General features: G+C 57.2%; 13 protein-coding genes. 2 read left to right on the top strand and 11 right to left on the bottom strand.

The annotated features are described in order from the left end of the window. Positions 1-51: 51 nt before the first annotated feature. The 5 genes from OSH04_RS09175 to OSH04_RS09155 all read right to left on the bottom strand — a co-directional run bounded on the left by OSH04_RS09175 (position 52) and on the right by OSH04_RS09155 (position 11,711). The gene (locus OSH04_RS09175; RefSeq protein WP_266108312.1) at positions 52-2,820 is read right to left on the bottom strand and encodes an autotransporter domain-containing protein; all 2,769 of its coding nucleotides are present in this window, start codon (positions 2,818-2,820) and stop codon (positions 52-54) included. Positions 2,821-3,067: 247 nt separating this feature from the next. Then, positions 3,068-5,872, bottom strand: coding sequence for an autotransporter domain-containing protein (locus tag OSH04_RS09170; protein ID WP_266108311.1), 2,805 nt, complete (start codon positions 5,870-5,872; stop codon positions 3,068-3,070). A gap of 419 nt (positions 5,873-6,291) precedes the next feature. Continuing rightward, positions 6,292-6,786 carry a HugZ family pyridoxamine 5'-phosphate oxidase gene (locus tag OSH04_RS09165; RefSeq protein ID WP_247966391.1) on the bottom strand — a complete coding sequence of 165 codons (495 nt, stop codon included), beginning with the start codon at positions 6,784-6,786 and terminating at the stop codon, positions 6,292-6,294. A 294-nt stretch (positions 6,787-7,080) separates the two neighbouring features. After that, positions 7,081-11,022, bottom strand: coding sequence for a DUF3683 domain-containing protein (locus OSH04_RS09160; RefSeq protein ID WP_266108310.1), 3,942 nt, complete (start codon positions 11,020-11,022; stop codon positions 7,081-7,083). Between the two features lie 146 nt (positions 11,023-11,168). After that, a complete protein-coding gene (locus OSH04_RS09155) occupies positions 11,169-11,711 on the bottom strand; it encodes a YqaA family protein (RefSeq protein ID WP_035270318.1) in 543 nt (180 codons plus the stop codon). A gap of 150 nt (positions 11,712-11,861) precedes the next feature. Here OSH04_RS09155 and ilvA point away from each other — a divergent pair, with 150 nt between their 5' ends. Next, positions 11,862-13,370 carry a threonine ammonia-lyase, biosynthetic gene (gene ilvA, locus OSH04_RS09150; protein WP_035270321.1) on the top strand — a complete coding sequence of 503 codons (1,509 nt, stop codon included), beginning with the start codon at positions 11,862-11,864 and terminating at the stop codon, positions 13,368-13,370. 71 nt (positions 13,371-13,441) lie between these two features. Here the strand turns inward: ilvA and OSH04_RS09145 are convergent, their stop codons facing one another. From OSH04_RS09145 to phoB, 6 genes are all read right to left on the bottom strand, one after another. Beyond that, positions 13,442-14,131 (bottom strand): hypothetical protein, encoded by a 690-nt coding sequence (locus OSH04_RS09145; protein ID WP_266108308.1) that lies wholly within the window; start codon positions 14,129-14,131, stop codon positions 13,442-13,444. Between the two features lie 260 nt (positions 14,132-14,391). Next, the gene (locus tag OSH04_RS09140) at positions 14,392-15,399 is read right to left on the bottom strand and encodes a 5-oxoprolinase subunit C family protein (RefSeq protein ID WP_266108307.1); all 1,008 of its coding nucleotides are present in this window, start codon (positions 15,397-15,399) and stop codon (positions 14,392-14,394) included. Beyond that, positions 15,396-16,094, bottom strand: a complete 699-nt coding sequence (gene pxpB / locus OSH04_RS09135; protein WP_035270325.1) for a 5-oxoprolinase subunit PxpB — start codon at positions 16,092-16,094, stop codon at positions 15,396-15,398. The genes OSH04_RS09140 and pxpB overlap by 4 nt, the downstream gene beginning before the upstream one ends. 2 nt (positions 16,095-16,096) lie before the next feature. Then, positions 16,097-16,528, bottom strand: coding sequence for a VOC family protein (locus tag OSH04_RS09130; RefSeq protein WP_022983640.1), 432 nt, complete (start codon positions 16,526-16,528; stop codon positions 16,097-16,099). Positions 16,529-16,608: 80 nt separating this feature from the next. After that, a complete protein-coding gene (gene phoR / locus OSH04_RS09125; protein WP_266108306.1) occupies positions 16,609-17,907 on the bottom strand; it encodes a phosphate regulon sensor histidine kinase PhoR in 1,299 nt (432 codons plus the stop codon). Positions 17,908-17,911: 4 nt separating this feature from the next. Continuing rightward, positions 17,912-18,622: a phosphate regulon transcriptional regulator PhoB gene (phoB, locus tag OSH04_RS09120; RefSeq protein WP_042486659.1), complete on the bottom strand. Its 711-nt coding sequence runs from the start codon at positions 18,620-18,622 to the stop codon at positions 17,912-17,914. A 257-nt stretch (positions 18,623-18,879) separates the two neighbouring features. Here phoB and ubiE point away from each other — a divergent pair, with 257 nt between their 5' ends. After that, a complete protein-coding gene (ubiE, locus tag OSH04_RS09115) occupies positions 18,880-19,650 on the top strand; it encodes a bifunctional demethylmenaquinone methyltransferase/2-methoxy-6-polyprenyl-1,4-benzoquinol methylase UbiE (protein ID WP_026484476.1) in 771 nt (256 codons plus the stop codon). The last annotated feature ends 130 nt before the right edge of the window (positions 19,651-19,780 follow it).

Here is a 19,780-nt window from a genome sequence, read left to right as displayed (position 1 = left end):
TGCTTGAGAGCGGGGCTGGCGTACGGCCAGCTCCGCGCTTTGTTGTGTTGCTTAGAAACGGACCTTCATGAACAGGGAGCCAGCATGATCCTGATTGCGGCCAAACTGCCCCTGATAGTTCAGACCAAAAGAAGTGCTCTTGCCTGCTTTGAGCTCTGCGCCCAGCTCGGCAACAGCGGCATTCTTGGCAATAGGAGCACCGCTGATACGGAAGTTGCTGCCGGGCAGGGCGGCAAAGGCCAGTTCACGTTCGGGTGTGGTGTCGCCCAGGGCATGACGCCAGCCTAAACCGGCGCTCAAGGACAGCGTGGTTTTGGACAAGTCCAGTTCCGTGGTGCCGCGCAGACCCAGCGTGACAGTGCTCAGGTTCTGGCGCTGCGAGTCGCCACGCAAGGCGGCTTGACCGCCCGATTCACTAAAGGAGCCGTGACGCAGTTGATGCCAGTTCACGCTGGCATAGGGTTCCACGCTGGAGCGTGGGCTGACCGGCATGCGGTAGCCCAACTGGGCAAAAGCCTGAATGCTATGCGCTTTGTAATCAGCCTTCAGTGTTTCGCTTTGGTGAATCGAAATCGAGCGTTCGCTGTCCAGGCTGTGGCGGGTGTAAGCACCACCTGCCAGCAGGTTCAGACTACCCGAACCCATTTCCCAAGCTTGTGTTCCATACAGGGCCGCGCTGTAGCTGTTGCTGCGTGAGGTCTGGCGACGATCATCCAGCTTGATACGGTTTTCCAGATAGCCCAAGGAGGCCCCCATGCGCCAGCCTTGTTCGCCGATAGCCGTATCGCCACCCAATAACAGACCGCCCACTTTATGACGAACATCCTGGCTGTTGTCGTCACCGTCCAGATCGCGCTGTTGATGGATCACTTCAGCCCAGAGCACTGCCTCTTTGCCTACGGTATTACGCGCGCTTGAAGCCTGTTTGCCCAAAGTACGGGGCAACAGATCTCCGTTGCTTAGCAGGGCGGAAGTCGTACCTGCATGGATCTGGCCTTGTAGCTGTTCCATATAGCCTGCCACGCTACCGGATTGGGCATTGAGTACCGTGTCATACAGCTCAGCCATAGCCGCAGGGGGCTGCGTTGAGCCGGCATCCAAGGCCTGTGCGACAGATTTCTGATTGCCTGTATGAGCAAAAGCGGCAAAGGGGATGTCATTGCGTTCGACCATCACGGACAGACTGGAGCCGTAAAGCAGTGTGGGTGACAAGAAGGCCATGTCATAAGCGATGCTGCTGTATTGCCCGGTCACGCCATTGGCCGCATCCAGGAAGGAATAAGCGATGTTCTGGCGAAAAGGGCCACCGGCCAGTTTCAGTGTGCCGTCGATATGGGCGGCACCACCTACTACTAAACGATCGGTGGCACCTGCTGGGCCAACTTCCAGCTCATGCACCGAACCGGCATGGGCAGTGTAGTCTCCGCTGACGGTCAGAGTGCCAACCGAATTACCTGGAGCCAGGGTGCCGTAGTTATCGACTTGAGCGACTGTACCGGAACCCCCCAGTGTTCCCTCACGCTCGACGGTGACGGCAGATGCCAGCGTGCCATTGATGGCCAGACGACCGCCGCTGACGGTGGTGTCGCCGGTATAGCTGTTATTGCCTGTCAGCTCCAGGGAGCCGGAACCGCGCTTGTGCAGGCCACCTGTGCCGCTGATGTCGTTGGCGAAGGTGGAGTTGTAGCCCAGCGTATCTACATCGAACAGGCGGGTGAATTGTGCGGGTCCTTGTACGGCTTTGCCTACGTTCAACAGGCCCCAACCGTAAATGCTTGGGTCACCCAGAGGCGTCGCGGTGGTCAACAAGGTTTGCTGTAAGTGATACGCCGTGAAATAGGGAAAGGCTTCTTTCACCAGGGCAGCAGCGCCTGCGACGTGCGGGGAGGCCATGGAGGTGCCGCCCGCATAGGCATAGCCACCCGCAGAGTTGACGGAGTAAATACCGGGATTCTCGCCACCGGGGGCGGACAAGCACCATTCAGCAGCGACGCCGCATTTATTGGCATAGGAGGCTAGATTGCCTTGTTCATCCAGAGCTGTGACGGCTAGCCAATTGTCTTTAAGTTCGGGAAACCAGTGAGGAGAGCCAGCCATGAAATCGGGGTGGTCTTGTGTCTCATTACCGGTGGCAAACACCATCAAGGTGCCCGCTTTTACGCTGTTCCTGAAGGAATCAATAATCAAGGGCTGCCAGTCCAGAGCACCTTGTGCTGAGCCATACTCCAGGATATGGCAAGGTGGGTCATAGGAGTCGCGGCAGTCATTGAGTCCTAGGCTGTTATTGATAATGGGCAGTTTGAACTGAGCAAGATAATTCCAGCTTCTGGAAAACTCACGGTCGTCGTACGCGGCTTCTTCTTCGGGGCTTAGGAAATTCCCATTTTCGACGTAAGCAACGGCAAAGAGCTGGCTGTTGAAGGCAACACCGTGCATGCCGACGCCATCGCGGCGTGCACCGATAATTCCAGCAACATGAGAGCCATGGCCTGGTACGTCGTCGTCTGAGTCCACCCCTTGGGTATTGGTGTAGGGAGTATTGGTGTTGAAGTCAAAGCCGCCCGCAATGGCACCCGCAAACTCTGGGTGAGTTGCCTGAATTCCCGAATCCAGATAGCCGACCGTTACGCCTTTGCCTGTAAAGCCTAGCGAATAAGCTTTGGCCGCATTGATCATGTCCAGGCCAGATTGGCGCTTGTACTCTTTTGTGCGCCATTGCTCCAGTGTGTTATCGGGTTCGGCATGGGCGATACCCGGTAGGGCAAGGCTTAGCAAAGCCAACTGCACCAGTAGATAGATAGGGCGTTTCTTGTTCGACATCTCTTCCTCTCTTGGGATTTTCTATGTATGGCGGCAATTCGTTGTGAAAGCTTGCCGTTGATATCCTTGAGGCATATTGAACGGCATGGCCGTTTAATTTTGTTGTTATGTGCCGATGTGGCGTCGAGCTAGTGCTCTATTAAGCGTCTCCGGCGTGTCTGTGCATCGCCGGGATTACTCATGCCTGTTTGTTTTGTTGCGAAGAGGGTGACTGCGCGGGGCAGGCACCACCCTATAGGTTTCTTGTTTAGAAGCGCACTTTCATGAAAATAGAGCCTGCATGATCCTGATTGCGGCCAAACTGACCCTGGTAGTTCAGACCAAAGGATGTGCTCTGGCCTGCTTTGAGCTCTGCGCCTAACTCGGCAACAGCGGCATTCTTGGCGATAGGTGCGCCGCTGATACGGAAGTTGCTGCCGGGCAGGGCGGCAAAGGCCAGTTCACGTTCGGGAGTGGTGTCACCCAGGGCATGACGCCAGCCCAAACCGGCGCTCAAGGACAGCGTGGTTTTGGACAAGTCCAGTTCCGTGGTGCCGCGCAGACCTAGCGTGACGGTGCTCAGATTCTGGCGCTGCGAGTCGCCACGCAAGGCGGCTTGACCGCCCGATTCGCTAAAGGAGCCGTGACGCAGCTGGTGCCAGTTCACGCTGGCGTATGGTTCTACGCTGGATCGTGGGCTGACCGGCATGCGGTAGCCCAACTGGGCAAAAGCCTGAATGCTATGCGCTTTGTAATCAGCCTTCAGTGTTTCGTATTGGTGAACGGAGAGAGAACGCTCGCTGTCCAGGCTGTGGCGGGTGTAAGCACCACCTGCCAGCAGGTTCAGACTACCCGAACTCATTTCCCACGCTTGCGTCCCATACAGAGCTGCGCTGTAGCTGTTGCTGCGCGAGCTTTGACGGCGGTCGTCCAGCTTAATGCGGTTTTCCAGGTAGCCCAGAGAAGCACCCATGCGCCAGCCTTGTTCGCCGATGGCGGTATCGCCACCCAGGAACAGACCGCCCACTTTATGACGAACATCCTGGCTGTTGTCGTCACCGTCCAGATCGCGTTGTTGGTGAATCACTTCGGCCCACAAGACGGTGTCTTTGCCGTTTGTATTACGTGCGCCTGAGGCTTGTTTACCCAGGGTGCGGGGCAGCAGGTCGCTGTTGCTCAGCAGAGCCGAAGTGGTTCCTGCATGGATCTGACCTTGTAGCTGTTCCATATAGCCTGCCACACTGCCAGACTGGGCATTGAGCACCGTGTCATACAGTTCAGCCATCGCGGCTGGCGGTTGATCCGAGCCGGTATCCAGCGCGTTGGCCACGGCTTTCTGGTTTCCCGTATTGGCAAAGGTGGCAAACGGTGTGTCATTGCGCTTGATCAGCAAGGACAGGCTGGGGCCATAAAGCAGTGTGGGCGACAGGAAAGCCATGTCATAAGTGATGTGACTGTATTGACCAGTCACACCATTAGCCGCATCCAGAAAGGAATAGGCTACGTTTTGCCGGAAAGGGCCGCCGGCCAGTTTCAGTGTGCCGTCGATATGGGCTGCACCGCCTACTACTAAACGATCGGTGGCACCTGCAGGGCCAACTTCCAGCTCATGCACCGAACCGGCATGGGCGGTGTAGTCGCCGCTGACGGTCAGAGTGCCAACAGAATTACCTGGAGCCAGGGTGCCGTAGTTATCGACTTGAGCGACTGTACCGGAACCACCCAAGGTGCCTTCGCGTTCCACTGTGACCGCAGAAGCCAGCGTGCCATTGACGGCCAGACGACCGCCGCTGATTGTGGTGTCACCGGTATAGCTGTTATTGCCCGTCAGCTCCAGGGAGCCGGAACCGCGCTTGTGTAGTCCACCTGTACCGCTGATGTTATTGGCGAAGGTGGAGTTGTAGCCTAGCGTGTCTACATCGAACAGGCGGGTGAATTGCCCGGGTCCTTGTACGGCCTTGCCTATATTCATAAGGCCCCAGCCAAAAACGCTGGGGTCGCCCAGGTCAGTGGCGGTGGTCAGCAAGGTCTGCTGCAGGTGATACGCCGTGAAGTAGGGGAACGCTTCCTTTACTAGCGCCGCACCGCCCGCGACGTGGGGGGAGGCCATGGAGGTGCCGCTAAAGGCGACATAGCCGCCAGAGGATTGGACCGAATTAATCCCTGGATTGTCGTCACCACCGGGGGCGGCCAGACACCACTCGGCTGCTACGCCGCACTTGTTCGCATAGGAGGCTAAAGATCCATCCTCGCCCAGGGCTGTCACGGCCAGCCAGTTATCTTTTAGTTCAGGAAACCAGTAGGGGGAGCCTGCCAGCAGGTCAGGGTGGTCCTGCGATTCATTGCCGGTGGCAAAGACCATCAGGGAGCCTGCGTCTACGCTGTTGTGGAAAGCCTCGATCGCCAGTGGCTGCCAATCCAGTACGCCTTCGGGCGAGCCATAGTCCAGGACATTGCAAGGTGGTGGGGAGCTGGCATCGTTGCAACCATTGACGCCCAAGCTGCTGTTGATGATGGGCAGTTTGAACTGTGCCAGATAGTTCCAGCCTCGGGAGGCAACGCGGTCGAATGCGGCGGCTTGGTCGCGTGGGTCCGGTTCATAAGGATCGTTGCCAAGCATGTCATCATCATCGTCTTCTCTCGCATCGTAGGCGACCGCAAAGAGCTGACTGTTGAAGGCGACACCGTGCATGCCTTTGCCGTCGCGACGTGCGCCAATAATGCCCGCAACGTGGCTGCCATGACCTGCTGGAGGATCGGCATCTATGCCTTGGCCGTTGGCATAGGGGGTATCCGTGTTGAAGTCAAAGCCACCCGCAATGGCACCCGCAAACTCCGGGTGTTTGGCTTCAATTCCAGAGTCCAGATAGCCGACCGTCACGCCCTTGCCCGTAAAGCCCAGCGCATACGCTTGGGCGGCGTTGATCATGTCCAGGCCAGGCTGGCGTTTGTATTCTTTAGTACGCCATTGCTCCAATGAGCTGTCTGCTTGCGCATGGGCAAGGCCAGGTAAAGTCAGGCTCAGCAAGGCCATCTGCACCAGCACATAGGTGCTGCGTTTCTTGTTCGACATCTCTTCCTCTCCTGGGTGTTTTTCTCTGTGTGGCGGCAATGTGTTGCGAGGTCGTGTTGTCGAGTCCTTGCGTGCCATTTAACGTCGTAGCTGTTGAATCTTATAGCGGCCAAATTTACGTTTTGTCATGCTTGGCGTTTGAAACACACGAAAACGGACGACTGCACCGGAAGTGCAAGGAGAAGGAGTGGCGATTTCTCTGGTCAGAAAGGCGTTTAATCAGTGATCCGTTTTCTTTGTCTGGAAATCAGTTAGTGACGAATTTGTTGCAGAGTCTGCAACATTTTGGGTGCAGGCCGGGGCTTGTAAGGGGCGAAGGCTCACCTGTTTGTCGTTGTATTAAGGTGCTTTGACGTGGTGAAGGCTGGAGCACAGTTCCAGCGCTTCCAAGGCTTGCTGCGATTGCGAACTCGGGGACTTCAATTGGCCACAGGCTCTGCCAGCAAGGCACGCACTAGCTCAGGGCTCAAGGTTCGTGCCGCCGCAAACCCGGCAATATGGCGCACCCTGACCAGATCCAGAGCGAAGAAATGAAAGTCCGTAAAGCTGCTTAGAAATTCCATATCGGGAAAACGGGCGGTATAGGCTCGTTTGGCCTGTTCCCAGTCGGGCTGCTCGCGCTCCAGTTTGCGGGCCTGCATTTGGAAGGTGACACGGGGCAAGTCATGGACAGCATCCTGGCCATGCTCGCTTTGGCTGACCATCAGGCTGGCATCGGGACGTTGCAGCAAATAACGGGTGTGAGCCGCCATTTCGCTGATGTGGATGATGATGCTGGCTTGTTCGGGGCAGATCGCAAAAGGGACGCGAGAGACCACCGGCAAGCCCTGATTGCTGAGTGTGCCCAAAGACGCAGTGCGTTCACTGCGGAGCAGGGCCTGCAGGCTGTTTAGCAATGGATCATCAACAGACATAAAGACACCTATTCTGAAAAAGCTTCCATACTGCGGTTGGGGTTTCATTCGTCCCCAAGGGAATTTCCTTGGGCTGCTCCGCAGAAAAATCTCCGCGCAGCCCCTTTGCTTTATTGCTATCCGGGCGGCGCTTCTGGGGGAGGGCCTGGCGATGAATAGCGATCACGCTGCGCTTTCTCCCCACCCAGGGGCATTTTTATCCTGGAGCAGTCCAGCGGTAAAAGATACTTGCTCACCCCTTACAAAACAGGCCGACATAAAGCCGGCCTGTTCAGGGGGAGTGATGCGTTTGGTTTACACCAGAACGCGCTCAATACCACCGTCGTTGGCACGGCGTACGTAGTCCGCCATCCAGTTCTCGCCCAACATGTGCTTGGCCATTTCCACCACGATGTAATCCGCATCCATCTTGGTTTCGTCTTCGTAGCGGGACAAACCTTGCAGGCAGGACGGACAGGAGGTCAGCACTTTGACTTCGCCCTGGAAACCATCGGCACGGACGGTGTCCTGGTTCTTTTGCAGTTCTTCGTGCTTGCGGAAACGGATTTGCGTGGAAATATCCGGACGCGACACCGCCAGCGTGCCCGACTCGCCACAGCAGCGGTCGGCCTTGATGGTGCTGTCGCCCACCAGGGATTTGACCGTTTTCATGGGGTCTTGCAGCTTCATGGGGCTGTGGCAAGGGTCGTGGTACATGTAGCGCACGCCTTGCACGTCTTCCAGCTTCAAGCCTTTTTCCAGCAGGTATTCGTGGATGTCGATCAGGCGGCAGCCAGGGAAGATCTTGTCGAATTCATAGCCTGCCAGCTGGTCGTAACAGGTACCACAGCTGACCACCACGGTTTTGATATCCAGGTAGTTCAAGGTGGTGGCCATGCGGTGGAAAAGCACGCGGTTGTCGGTGATGATCTTCTCGGCCTTGTCGCTTTGACCGCTGCCGCGCTGGGGATAGCCACAGCACAGGTAGCCAGGAGGCAGAACCGTCTGCACGCCGACATGCCAGAGCATGGCTTGAGTAGCCAGACCCACTTGCGAGAATAGACGCTCCGAACCACAGCCGGGGAAGTAGAACACGGCTTCCGAATCCACGGAGGTGGCTTCAGGGTTACGGATGATAGGTACGTAATCCGAGTTCTCGATATCCAGCAATTTACGGGCAGTCTGCTTGGGCAGGCCGCCGGGCATCTTGCGGTTGATGAAGTGGATGACCTGTTCACGGATCGGAGCCTTGCCGATGGTGGCAGGGGGAGCGCTGACCTGTTTGCGAGCAGGGGCAGCCAGCAGATTGTGCACCGCACGCTGGGCCTTGTAGCCCACTTCAATCATGGCGGTACGAGTGGCCTTGATGACGCGCGGGTCCTTGGCGTTCAGGAAGAACATGGCCGCAGCCGAGCCCGGATTGAAGGACTTCTTGCCCATGCGGTTCAGCAAGGAACGCATTTCCATGGACACATCGCCAAAGTCGATGTCCACCGGACAGGGGTTGTAGCACTTGTGGCACAGGGTGCAGTGGTCGCCTACGTCTTCAAACTCTTCCCAATGCTTCAGGCTGATCCCGCGACGTGTTTGCTCTTCGTACAGGAAGGCTTCGATCAGCAGGGAGGTGGCCAGGATCTTGTTGCGGGGCGAGTACAGCAGGTTGGCGCGTGGCACGTGAGTGGCACAGACCGGTTTGCACTTGCCGCAACGCAAGCAATCCTTGATGGCGTGAGAGATGGAGCCAATTTCGCTGCGTTGCATGATCAGCGATTCGTGGCCCAGCAGGTTGAAGCTGGGGGTCCAGGCGCGGCTCAAGTCCGCACCGGGCATCAGCTTGCCAGCGTTGAAGTGGTTGTTCGGGTCCACTTCGCGCTTGTAGTTCTGGAAGGGATCCAGCTCTTCCTGCGTCAGGAACTCGTACTTGGTCAGGCCAATACCGTGCTCACCGGAAATCACGCCGTCCAGACCACGCGCGATTTGCATGATGCGGGCTACGGTGACATTGGCTTGTTGCAGCATGCCGTAGTCATCCGAGTTCACGGGGATGTTGGTGTGTACGTTACCGTCACCGGCGTGCATGTGCAGCGCCACAAACACACGGCTTTTCAGCACACGGTCGTGAATGGCTTGCAGTTCGGTCAGCACGGCTGCGCAGTCGGCACCCGGGAAAATATGTTCCAGGTTTTCGCGGATCTCGCTCTTCCAGGAGGTGCGGATCGTGTGATCTTGCAGCAGCTGGAAAATCGAGGTGTTCGGGTCTTCTTGCAGACGGGCCTCGATCGCGGCGCTATCCAGCGGCACACCAATCTCGGCCAGATCAGACTGCGAGTCTTTCAGCGGTTTGTCCAGATTGTCCTGCAGCCACTGCCAGCGCTGGCGCACATTGCGTACGATTTGCAGGGCGTCGTGACGGCGCTCGTCCAGAATCTCTTCGCGGGTGTGCTCGGCGTCGTTGTGATCTTCGATCTTGCCCACAGGCAGATCGCCTTGCAGGAAGTCTTCCAGTTCACGGGTCAAGCGCAGCTTGTTGTCCGTGGACAGTTCAATATTGATGCGTTCGATTTCTTCGGTGTACTCACCCATGCGGCGCAGGGGGATCACCACGTCTTCGTTGATCTTGAAGGCGTTGGTGTGGCGGGCAATGGCGGCGGTGCGGGAGCGGTCGGCCCAGAACTTCTTGCGGGCTTCAGCGCTGACGGCTACAAAACCTTCACCGGAGCGGCCATTGGCCAGACGCACCACTTCAGAGGCAGCTGTGGCCACGGCATCGGGATCGTCGCCCACGATGTCGCCAATCAGGACCATCTTGGGCAGGCCGTCGCGCTTGCTCTTGGTGGCATAGCCCACCGCACGCAGATAGCGTTCGTCCAGGTGTTCCAGACCGGCCAGAATGGCGCCGATGCGCTTGCCTTCGCCGTTCAGGTAGTCAATGACTTCCACAATGGAGGGCACGGCCTGCTTGGCCTGGCCGAAAAACTCCATACAGACGGTGCGTGTATGCGCCGGCATGCGGTGCAGCACCCAGCGGGCCTGCGTGATCAGGCCATCACAGCCTTCTTTCTGAATACCGGGCAAACCTGCCAGGAATTTGTCGGTAACGTCTTTACCCAGGCCTTCCTTGCGAAAGCGCCGACCCTCAATGTGCAGGGTTTCGCTGCGCAGCAACTGGGCACCAGGGGCGTAACGGCCATCAAACCATTTGACTTCAAAATGAGCCATTTCCACGTCGTGGATCTTGCCCATATTGTGTTCAAGGCGGGTGACTTCCAACCAGTTGCCCTGGGCATCGACCATGCGCCACCAGGCGAGGTTATCCAGTGCAGTACCCCACAGCACGGCTTTCTTGCCGCCTGCGTTCATGGCGATATTGCCGCCCACACAGGAGGCATCGGCCGAGGTCGGGTCTACCGCAAACACGGCACCAGCGGCTTCGGCGGCATCAGCCACACGACGAGTCACCACGCCAGCACCCGTCAGAATGGTGGTGACGGGCTCGGACATGCCGGGCAACGTGGTTTGTTCAGGCTTGCCAATGGCATCCAGCTTTTCGGTGTTGATGACAACCGAGCGCCAGCTAAGTGGAATGGCACCGCCGGTGTAACCGGTACCACCCCCACGCGGGATGATGGTCAGCTTCAGTTCGATACAGGCGCGCACCAGTGCGGCCATCTCGTTTTCGTGATCGGGGGTGAGCACGACAAAGGGATATTCCACACGCCAGTCGGTGGCGTCAGTGACGTGCGAGACGCGCGACAGGCCATCAAACTTGATGTTGTCCTTGGCGGTCAGGCGCGACAGGGAGCGCACAATTTTCTGGCGCAGCTCGCGGGTGTCGGTAAATTCTTGTTCAAACGCAGCTACTGCACCCCGAGCAGCGTGCAACAGGCGCAGAACCTTGGCATCGCGATCGGGCACGGCGCTGTCGCGGCGCTGGTCAATCTCGTTCAAGCGATGGTTCAGGGCCTCGATCAGTTGATGCTGGCGCTTGGGATTGTCCAGCAGATCGTCCTGCAGATAGGGGTTGCGCTTGACGACCCAGATATCACCCAGCACTTCAAACAACATGCGTGCGGAGCGGCCGGTGCGGCGTTCGGAGCGTAGCTCGGACAGCTTTTCCCAGGCCTCTTCACCCAGCAGTCGCAGGATAATTTCCCGGTCTGAGTACGAAGTGTAGTTGTAGGGGATTTCACGCAGGCGCGGCGTGTCGTTGTTGCGTGCCTGGGCAGCCAGGTGCTTGCTTGCAATGGGGGCGTTCATGGCGATAGTTGGCAAGGCCCGTCAAGGGCGGCTCAGCGAGGAGCAGATAGGCAAAAGACAAGTGTATACGAATCGTAGCCGGGCTGCCCCCTTACTACAGGGCCAAGTCAGGGTTAAGGGGGCGTTTGCGGCCAGTTTGCTGCAAATTACCAACCCAATTTGGGGAAAATCCACAGCAGGCCAGCGGTCATGGTGATATAGCGCGCCAGTTTTCCCACCGCCATGTAAAACACGCTGGGCCAAAATGGCAGGCGTAGCCACCCGGCTACGGCACACAGGGGGTCGCCTACCACGGGTAGCCAAGACAAGAGCAGGGCGGGTGGTCCCATGCGGGTCAGCCAGCGCTGCCCCAGCTCGTGCCAGCGGCCTGCTGCCTTGTTCTTGGGAGTTGCGCCGTCTTCTGTGTGTTGCGGGTGCTTCTCGCGCCAGGCTTCGTAGGCTTTCTCGGCGCCCAGACCCATGGCATAGCTGATGGCCCCACCTGCCGTATTACCCACAGTGGCAACCAGCACGGCGGGCCAGAACATATGTGGAGCCAGATTGATATAGGCGAATACGGCGGGTTCCGAACCCAGGGGGAGCAGGGTAGCCGAGACCAGGCTGATGATGAAAATGGCGCTCAAGCCCACTTCGGGCAGAGATAGGGCGGCCAAGAGCCACGAAATAAGATCAGAGATCCAGGCTTGCATAAGTAAAGTGGACGGGTTTTGTAGGGAATAATGGACGCCAGTTAGGGCATCCGCCTATGGTATTCTGTTTTTCTTTTCCGGTGAGCGGTCTCAGGCAGGGGCCTGCGGCTGGCCTTGGTGGCAAAACCGGTTGTTATTAAAAGCTGAGTCATGTCGAACGATTACCTAAAGCGCATTCTGACCTCGAAAGTGTACGATGTTGCCATCGAAACACCACTTGAACCCGCTCCCCAGGTATCGGCACGAATTAGTAACACGGTCCTGCTCAAGCGCGAAGACTATCAACCTGTTTTTAGCTTCAAGCTGCGCGGTGCCTATAACAAGATGGCCAATCTGTCGGCCGCGGAATTAAAACGGGGTGTATTGGCCGCTTCGGCGGGTAACCACGCGCAAGGCGTGGCCATGGCAGCGCGCAAGCTGGGTTGCCGTGCCGTTATCGTCATGCCAACCACCACCCCGCAAGTGAAAATTGATGGTGTACGTAATCTGGGCGGCGAAGTGGTCCTGGTGGGCGAGAGCTATTCGGATTCCTACCAGCACGCTCTGGAACTGCAAAAGAACGAAGGCCTGACCTTTGTGCACCCTTTTGACGATCCTGATGTGATCGCCGGGCAGGGGACGGTGGCCATGGAAATTCTGCAACAGCACCCCGGCCCGATTGAAGCGGTCTTTGTCGCGATTGGCGGCGGCGGTCTGGCGGCGGGCGTGGCCACATACATCAAGTCCTTGCGTCCTGAAATCAAAGTGATCGGCGTACAGACCGAAGATTCCTGTGCCATGGTGCGCAGTATCAAGGCCGGTCGTCGTGTGAATTTGTCGGACGTGGGCCTGTTCTCTGACGGTACTGCCGTCAAGCAGGTGGGTTCCGAAACTTTCCGTCTGGTGCGTCAGTATGTGGATGATTTTGTCATCGTGGATACGGACGCGATTTGTGCGGCTATCAAAGATGTGTTCCAGGATTCGCGTAGCGTGCTGGAACCAGCGGGTGCCCTGGCTTTGGCGGGTGCCAAGCGCTACGCCGCTCAAAACAAGCTCAAGAACAAGACCCTGATTGCGGTCACGTCCGGCGCGAACATGAATTTTGACCGTATGCGCATGGTGGCGGACCGTGCGGATGTGGGGCAGGCTCGTGAAGCTTTGTTCGCCTTGACGATCCCCGAGGCAAAAGGCAGCTTCCGCCGCCTGTGCGATGCTCTGGGCACCCGCTCGGTGACGGAGTTCAACTACCGCATGTCCAATCCTGAAAAGGCGCATGTCTTTGTGGGTATGTCGATTTCCTCGGAAGCGGAGATCGAAAAGCTGGAAGAGCGTTTCGTGAAGAAAGGCTTTGGTACCTTGAACCTGACGGGCAACGAACTGGCCAAGACCCACGTACGTCATATGGTGGGTGGAGTGTCCAGCCAGGCTACGGACGAAGTCCTGCTGCGGTTCGAGTTTCCAGAGCGTCCTGGTGCCTTGCGTAAATTCTTGTCCAGCATGAATCAGGATTGGAATATCAGCTTGTTTCATTACCGTAATCAGGGCGATGACTACGGTCGTATTCTGATCGGAATCCAGGTGCCGCCGTCGGACAAGAAAGAGTTCAAGGCGTTCCTGGGCAATCTGGGCTATCCGCATTGGGACGAAACAGACAACCCGGCTTACAAGCTGTTCCTTTAAGTCTTAAGTTCAAAAAACTCCGTCTGTTCAGGACGGAGTTTTTTTATTCCTTGAATGATTTGGGTAGCTGTTTAACCTTGCAGTTTTTTCTCTACCGCCAGAGCAAGCTTCTCCGCGTCCGCAAACAGCACCATCTCGGCTTTAGCTGCGGCCCAGGGGTCATTCAGTGACGCTGTCGAACTAATGAGTAAATCGCGATATTGTTTGTAGAAATCGTGCTCGCGACCGACTCTGGGAGCGCGTTTTACGGACGGTTGGCTACGGATCAATTTGTCGACACGACTGACCACAGTATTACGGCTTTGTAGTTGGGGCAGCAGTACTTCGATACGACCCAGCATGAGGAGTTGCAAGGCGTTCAGTGACATGACGACTCGGGCATCAAAGATAAAGTTTTTTTGTGGTTCAACAACGGCGGCAATCTTAGACCATGATGGAATGCCTTGTAGTTGTGGGTACTGCTGCTTGCTTAATTGAGCAACATAGCGGTCAATAGTCTCTGGGCGTACCGCTCGAATACCACCCCATGTGCGTACAAAGTAATCAGCGATTTCCACGCGTTCAGAGTGATCACTGCCCAGCCAACGTTGATGTAATTGATTTTTGAGGCTCAGGTTCTTGGCTGCCCAGCTGTCACCTTCAATGTGTGGAACTAGATGCTGAACTTTATCCATATCAAAAGCCCATCGATATGAGTCTCCCAGCACAGGAAGGTGCTTGGGTACATATGAGCTCACGATGGATTCCAGACGATGTGGCATAAGGCCTCCTTGGATACGTCCCTACCGCTTGAGGCGGTCAGGAGCTGGGTTTAGGTGGAATGCCTCATACGTTTTCAGGTGTTTTGCGCGCAACCGCTTATGCTGGGTCAAGCTTTCGGGGGGGGCTCGGTCTACCAGTTCAGGACGAGGCAATGCCGTAGTAACGGCAGCATCTAGCGGAAGTTGCTAGCTGTCTTTTGTTTTATCAGTGGTTTGTATGGAGACTGGTAGCTAGGCGTCGTTAACGATGCATTGTTACTTCAGATGGTGGCCAAAGCCTGCCGCAAAGCCTCCAGGCTGTCATTCAAGCGCGCAAAAGCTTGTTCCTGACGGGCAGCCAGGGCAAGAGCCTGCTCTGTGCTCACCACTTCAAAACTCAGATTCTGACCGGGCAAGCGCTGGGCAACTTGAGCCAGATCCACGCTGGCGACTTGTCCGATACGCGGATAACCGCCGGTGGTTTGCCGGTCCGCCATCAACACAATGGGCTGACCATCGTTGGGGACCTGGATTGTTCCAAAGCAGGTGGGGGCGGACAGCAGTTCTTTTGGCGACTTGCGCTGCAAGGGCTGGCCTTCCAGGCGATAGCCCATGCGCTCTGAGGCCGGGCTGATGCGGTAGTTTTGGCTTTGGAACAATTCCAGCGATTCGTCGGTAAACAAATCAGCTTGATCCAGAATGACGCGCAGGCGCTCCCGTGGGGCCAGGGCCAGGGCGGCGGGCATGTAAATGCGCAGCTCATCCAGCTCGGCTTGCAGACGGTTCAAGGTCGTTTCGTCATTGGGTAGTGGTCGAGCCAATGCGATCTGGTCGCCTTTCTTCACGGCGCGGCCTTCAAAGCCGCCCAAACCGACTCGCATATGCGTGCTTTGACTGCCCAGCAAGGATTCGACCTGAAAGCCGCCGTAAACAGACAGGTAGCTACGGGCACCTTGGCCGGGTTTGGCGGACTGCATCGTCAGGGTTTGTCCGGCACGCGCCAGAGTAGGGCGCAGGACCGCCACGGGCTGGCCGTCCAGGCTGGCGTTCATGTCCGCACCCGTCAGGACAAACAGGGCGGGTTCTGCAAAGCGCAGGCTGGGGCCTTGCACCGTGATTTCCAGGCTGGCCAGATCCTGCTCTGCGGCATTGCCTGCCAGCAAATGGGCCAGTCGGTGGGCACGTTCGTCCATGGCACCGCTGGGCGAAACCCCCAGGTGCTGATGTCCATAACGGCCTCGGTCTTGCAGGCTGCTCATCATGCCTGGTTTGAGGATATGCACCGTCATGCGGGTGTCCAGTGATCAAACTGCTCGTGAGGCAGAGGCACAAAGCGCACTTGGTCGCCGGGGGCGAGCAGGGCGGCGGGCGAGCGCCGGGCATCGAATAAATTAACCGGCGAGCGGCCAATCAGATGCCAGCCGCCGGGGGATTCGTTGGGGTAAATAATGGTTTGCTGGTTCGCAATGGCGACCGAGCCTTTGGGCAGCACGGTGCGTGGTGTGGCGCGGCGCGGCACATTCAGTTGCTCGGGCAAGATGCCCATATAGGGAGCGCCGGGGGCAAAGCCCACCATGAATACCAGTTGCACCTGGCTGCTGTGCAGTTCGATGACTTGTTCCTGGCTTAGCCCCAATTGCTCGGCAATGGCAGGCAGGTCCGGACCGAAGAGGCCGCCGTAGCACACGGGAACATCTACCAGTGCGCCGGGAGCGGCCTGGTCCTGGCTGGCATCCAGCTCGGCCAGGGCTTGATGAACATAGTCGTGCAAACGAGCAAGCTGGTCGCTGCTGCCATCCGGGTAAAAGTGGATGGCGACTGCGGTAAAGCTGGGGACCAGATCACGGACACAGGCGGGGGCGTGGTCGCGCAGCAAGCGGGCGGCGCGGGTACAGCGCAAGCCGGTGTCCAGAGAAAGCGTGCCGCTGAACTGCACTAGCAGACAGCGGTCGCCTTGCTCGTTAAGTTGCCAGGATTTGTGCATCTTTATTTGGCGAAAAGCGAATCCAGGCTATTGAAGGCCTTGAACTCCAGGGCGTTGCCCGAAGGGTCCATGAAGAACATGGTGGCCTGTTCGCCGGGCTCGCCCTTGAAACGGATATAAGGTTCGATAACGAATTTGGTGCCAGCGGCAACCAGCTTGTCAGCCAGGGTCTGCCAGGTGGGCATGTCCAGCACGACGCCAAAGTGGCGCACGGGCACATTATGGGCATCCACCGCGCTGGTGGCGTTGCTGCCACACTCTGAAGGGGCCAGATGAGCCACGATCTGGTGGCCGTAGAAGTTGAAGTCAATCCACTGATCCGAGGATCGGCCTTCGGGACAGCCCAGTGTCTGTCCGTAGAACTGGCGTGCAACGGCCAGATCATGGACCGGAAAAGCCAGGTGGAAAGGGCGCAGCTCGTTGGTATGGGACATGCTTGGCTCCTGTGCGGCATAAGGCCGCCAACGTGGTCTTCAGAGCCATTTATTGTAGGGCCAATATGGCCCCACATGTTCTAGCTGTCCTGGAGTCGAACCCGGCTCTTGGGGAAACGCAACATAAACACGCTGCCCACACCCAGACGGCTCTGGATTTGCAGGTCGGCGTTATGTCGCACGATGATGTGTTTGGTGATGGCCAGGCCCAGACCCGTACCGCCAGTGGAGCGGGAACGGCCCTTGTCTACGCGGTAAAAGCGTTCGGTCAGGCGGGGAATATCCTGGGCGGCAATACCGATGCCCGTGTCTTGCACCGAATAACAGGCCTCACCATTGTCATTCAGATACCAGCGCACGGTGATGGTGCCATCCTTTGGGGTATAGCGCACCGCGTTGGTAATCAGGTTGGAGACAGCCGAGCTCAGTTCGGTTTCCATGCCCTGAATGGCAATGTGAGGGTCCAGATCTGTGACAAAGCTGTGTTGGCCGCCAGAAATAGCCTCGCCTTGTTTCAGCGCGCTTTCAATCAACTGGCTGACCTGTACTGTCTCCCCTTCCACTGTGGGTGAGGATTCCAGCGTGGATAAGGTCAGCAAGTCGGACACAATCGACTGCATGTGGCGGGTCTGCTCCAGCATCATCTGCTCGTAGCGTTGACGCTGTTCCAAAGGCAGGCTTTCGGGCGGCATGTCCTGCAGGGTTTCCAGAAAACCCAGCAAGACGGTAAGTGGTGTGCGCAGTTCATGGGAGACATTGGCCACAAAGTCCTTGCGGGTGGTCTCCAGCATTTCCACCTGGGTGACATCACGCGTCACGATCAGGAACTGGCCCAGGCCATAAGGGGTTAATTGCAGCAGCAAGGAGCGCTCACGTCCGTCTTTGCTCAGATGTAGCAGCAAAGGGCCATCCCATTGAGGCTGACGGGCGTAACGAGAAAACTCAGGTTCGCGCAGGATATTGAAGATGCTGTGATGGCGGTCCGTGGCCAGATTCAGGCCTATGTGCTCACAGGCGGTCTGGTTGCACCATTGCAGTTCCATCTCCCCATTCAGGGTAATGGCACCGTCGGGCAGGGCCTCGGCGGCCATCATGATGCCGTCTACGTAACGATTCAGGTCCTGAATTTCCTGCCGGTCGCGGCGCAATTGGCGATAGATGGGAGCCAGGATGGCGTCCCAGGGGCCGACAGCGGGCGGTGGGGGATCGTTCAGGTTGCGGGTCCAGCGCTCAACGCGGGACAACTGCAAGGTGCTGATGACAACCAGCATCAACAGGCCGCCACAAAACAAGGCCAGGCCGATGAATGGCCCGAGCCACCAGCCAATCAGGCTGCCCAACAGGGCCCAGATAACAATAGACGTGAATATGCTGAACATGGGATCAGGCGCTTGGAGCCTTTTCCAGTGGGGAAAGGGCAAAACGATAGCCCGAGCCACGAATCGTTTCAATATGTTTGTCGTGTCCGCTAGGCTCCAGCGCCTTGCGCAAGCGACGAATGTGCACGTCTACCGTGCGTTCTTCCACAAATACGTGGTCGCCCCAGACCTGATCCAGCAACTGGGAGCGGGTGAATACGCGTTCGGTGTGCGTCATGAAAAAATGCAGCAGACGGAACTCGGTAGGCCCGATGGTCAGCGCCATGCCCTGGCTGGACAGACGGTGCGTGCTGGGGTCCAGCTGCAGGTTGCCAATGGAGATCACATCGTCAGTTAGCTGGGGAGCGCGGCGGCGCAACACGGCCTTGATGCGGGCAATCAGTTCTTTGGGCGAGAAAGGCTTGGTGATGTAATCGTCCGCACCGGCTTCCAGGCCATCGACCTTGTCCTGTTCCGAGCCTTTGGCGGTCAGCATGATGACCGGAATATGACGGGTACGTTCGTCCGAGCGCAGTTTGCGGGCCAGATTGATGCCCGAGGAGCCGGGCAGCATCCAGTCCACCAGAATCAAATCAGGCAGTTCCGCGCGAATGAGGATCTGGGCTTGTTCGGCATCGAAGGCGCGCAGCACTTTATGGCCGGCAAAAGACAGATTGACAGAGATCAGTTCCTGGATCGCAGGCTCATCTTCCACGACTAATATGCTTGTACTCATTGTTAGCTTCAGACTGGTCCGATAAAAAATAATAGAGGGTCAGGCTGGCTGTCTGTATTGTGCTTGGGCGCGGGGCCTGCTGTTGCCATCAGGCGGCTCAAGGGCAATACGGCAGGCGCTTCAAATCCCTGACTGCACGTAATAGCGCCATCATATGGCGTTAATGTTTCAGGTTTGTGAACGTGTAAAAAAGGGGAGCACTCAGCGAGCCGGATTTTCGTTTCTGTACCGGGAAATCTGCGTTACGATTATGCACTATGGAAAAACAGCGTCCTCAAACCTCCTCCGCCCAGAACGCCGATACGCACTTCGGTTTTCAAACCGTGGCCGAAAACGAAAAAGCGGGCAAAGTAGCCCAGGTTTTTCATTCGGTGGCTAACAACTACGACATTATGAACGATCTGATGTCGGGCGGCCTGCACCGTATCTGGAAAGCCTTCACGATCGGTCGCGCAGCAGTGCGTCCCGGCATGAAAGTGCTGGATATTGCCGCGGGTACGGGTGATTTGACCAAGACTTTTGCGCGTCAGGCTGGTGCGGACGGCGAGGTCTGGCATACCGATATCAATAGCTCCATGCTGCGCGTGGGTCGTGATCGTCTGCAGGACAAGGGCATCATCACGCCCGTTACGGTCTGTGATGCCGAGCACCTGCCTTTTCCTGATGGCTATTTTGATCGTGTCTCGGTGGCCTTTGGTTTGCGCAATATGACGCACAAAGACCGCGCGCTGGCTGAAATGAAGCGGGTGTTGCGTCCGGGCGGCAAATTGCTGGTGCTGGAGTTTTCCCGCGTGGCCAAGCCCTTGCAGGCCCCGTATGACTGGTATTCCTTCAATATCCTGCCCCGTATTGGCAAGTTTGTGGCCAAGGACGAGGAAAGCTACCGCTATCTGGCTGAATCCATTCGCATGCACCCCGATCAGGAAACCCTGGCCGACATGATGCGCGAAGTGGGCCTGGAGCGCGTGCAGTATTTCAATCTGACAGCCGGCGTGGCCGCGCTGCACGAAGGCATCCGCCTGGATTGATGCCGGGTGTATCCTCTTTCTAATAACAGCGGCACCTTCAGGTGCCGTTCGTTTTTTGTCTGTAATGAACGGTAAAAAAAACATGGTGCATGAGAACTTGTCATGTTAATGTTCAGCTTATCGTAAGTTT

The sequence above is a fragment of the Alcaligenes nematophilus genome (assembly GCF_026344155.1).
GTDB lineage: Bacteria > Pseudomonadota > Gammaproteobacteria > Burkholderiales > Burkholderiaceae_B > Alcaligenes > Alcaligenes phenolicus.
Note: the sequence above shows the minus strand (reverse complement) of the source record. Positions and strands in the feature narration are given on the sequence as shown.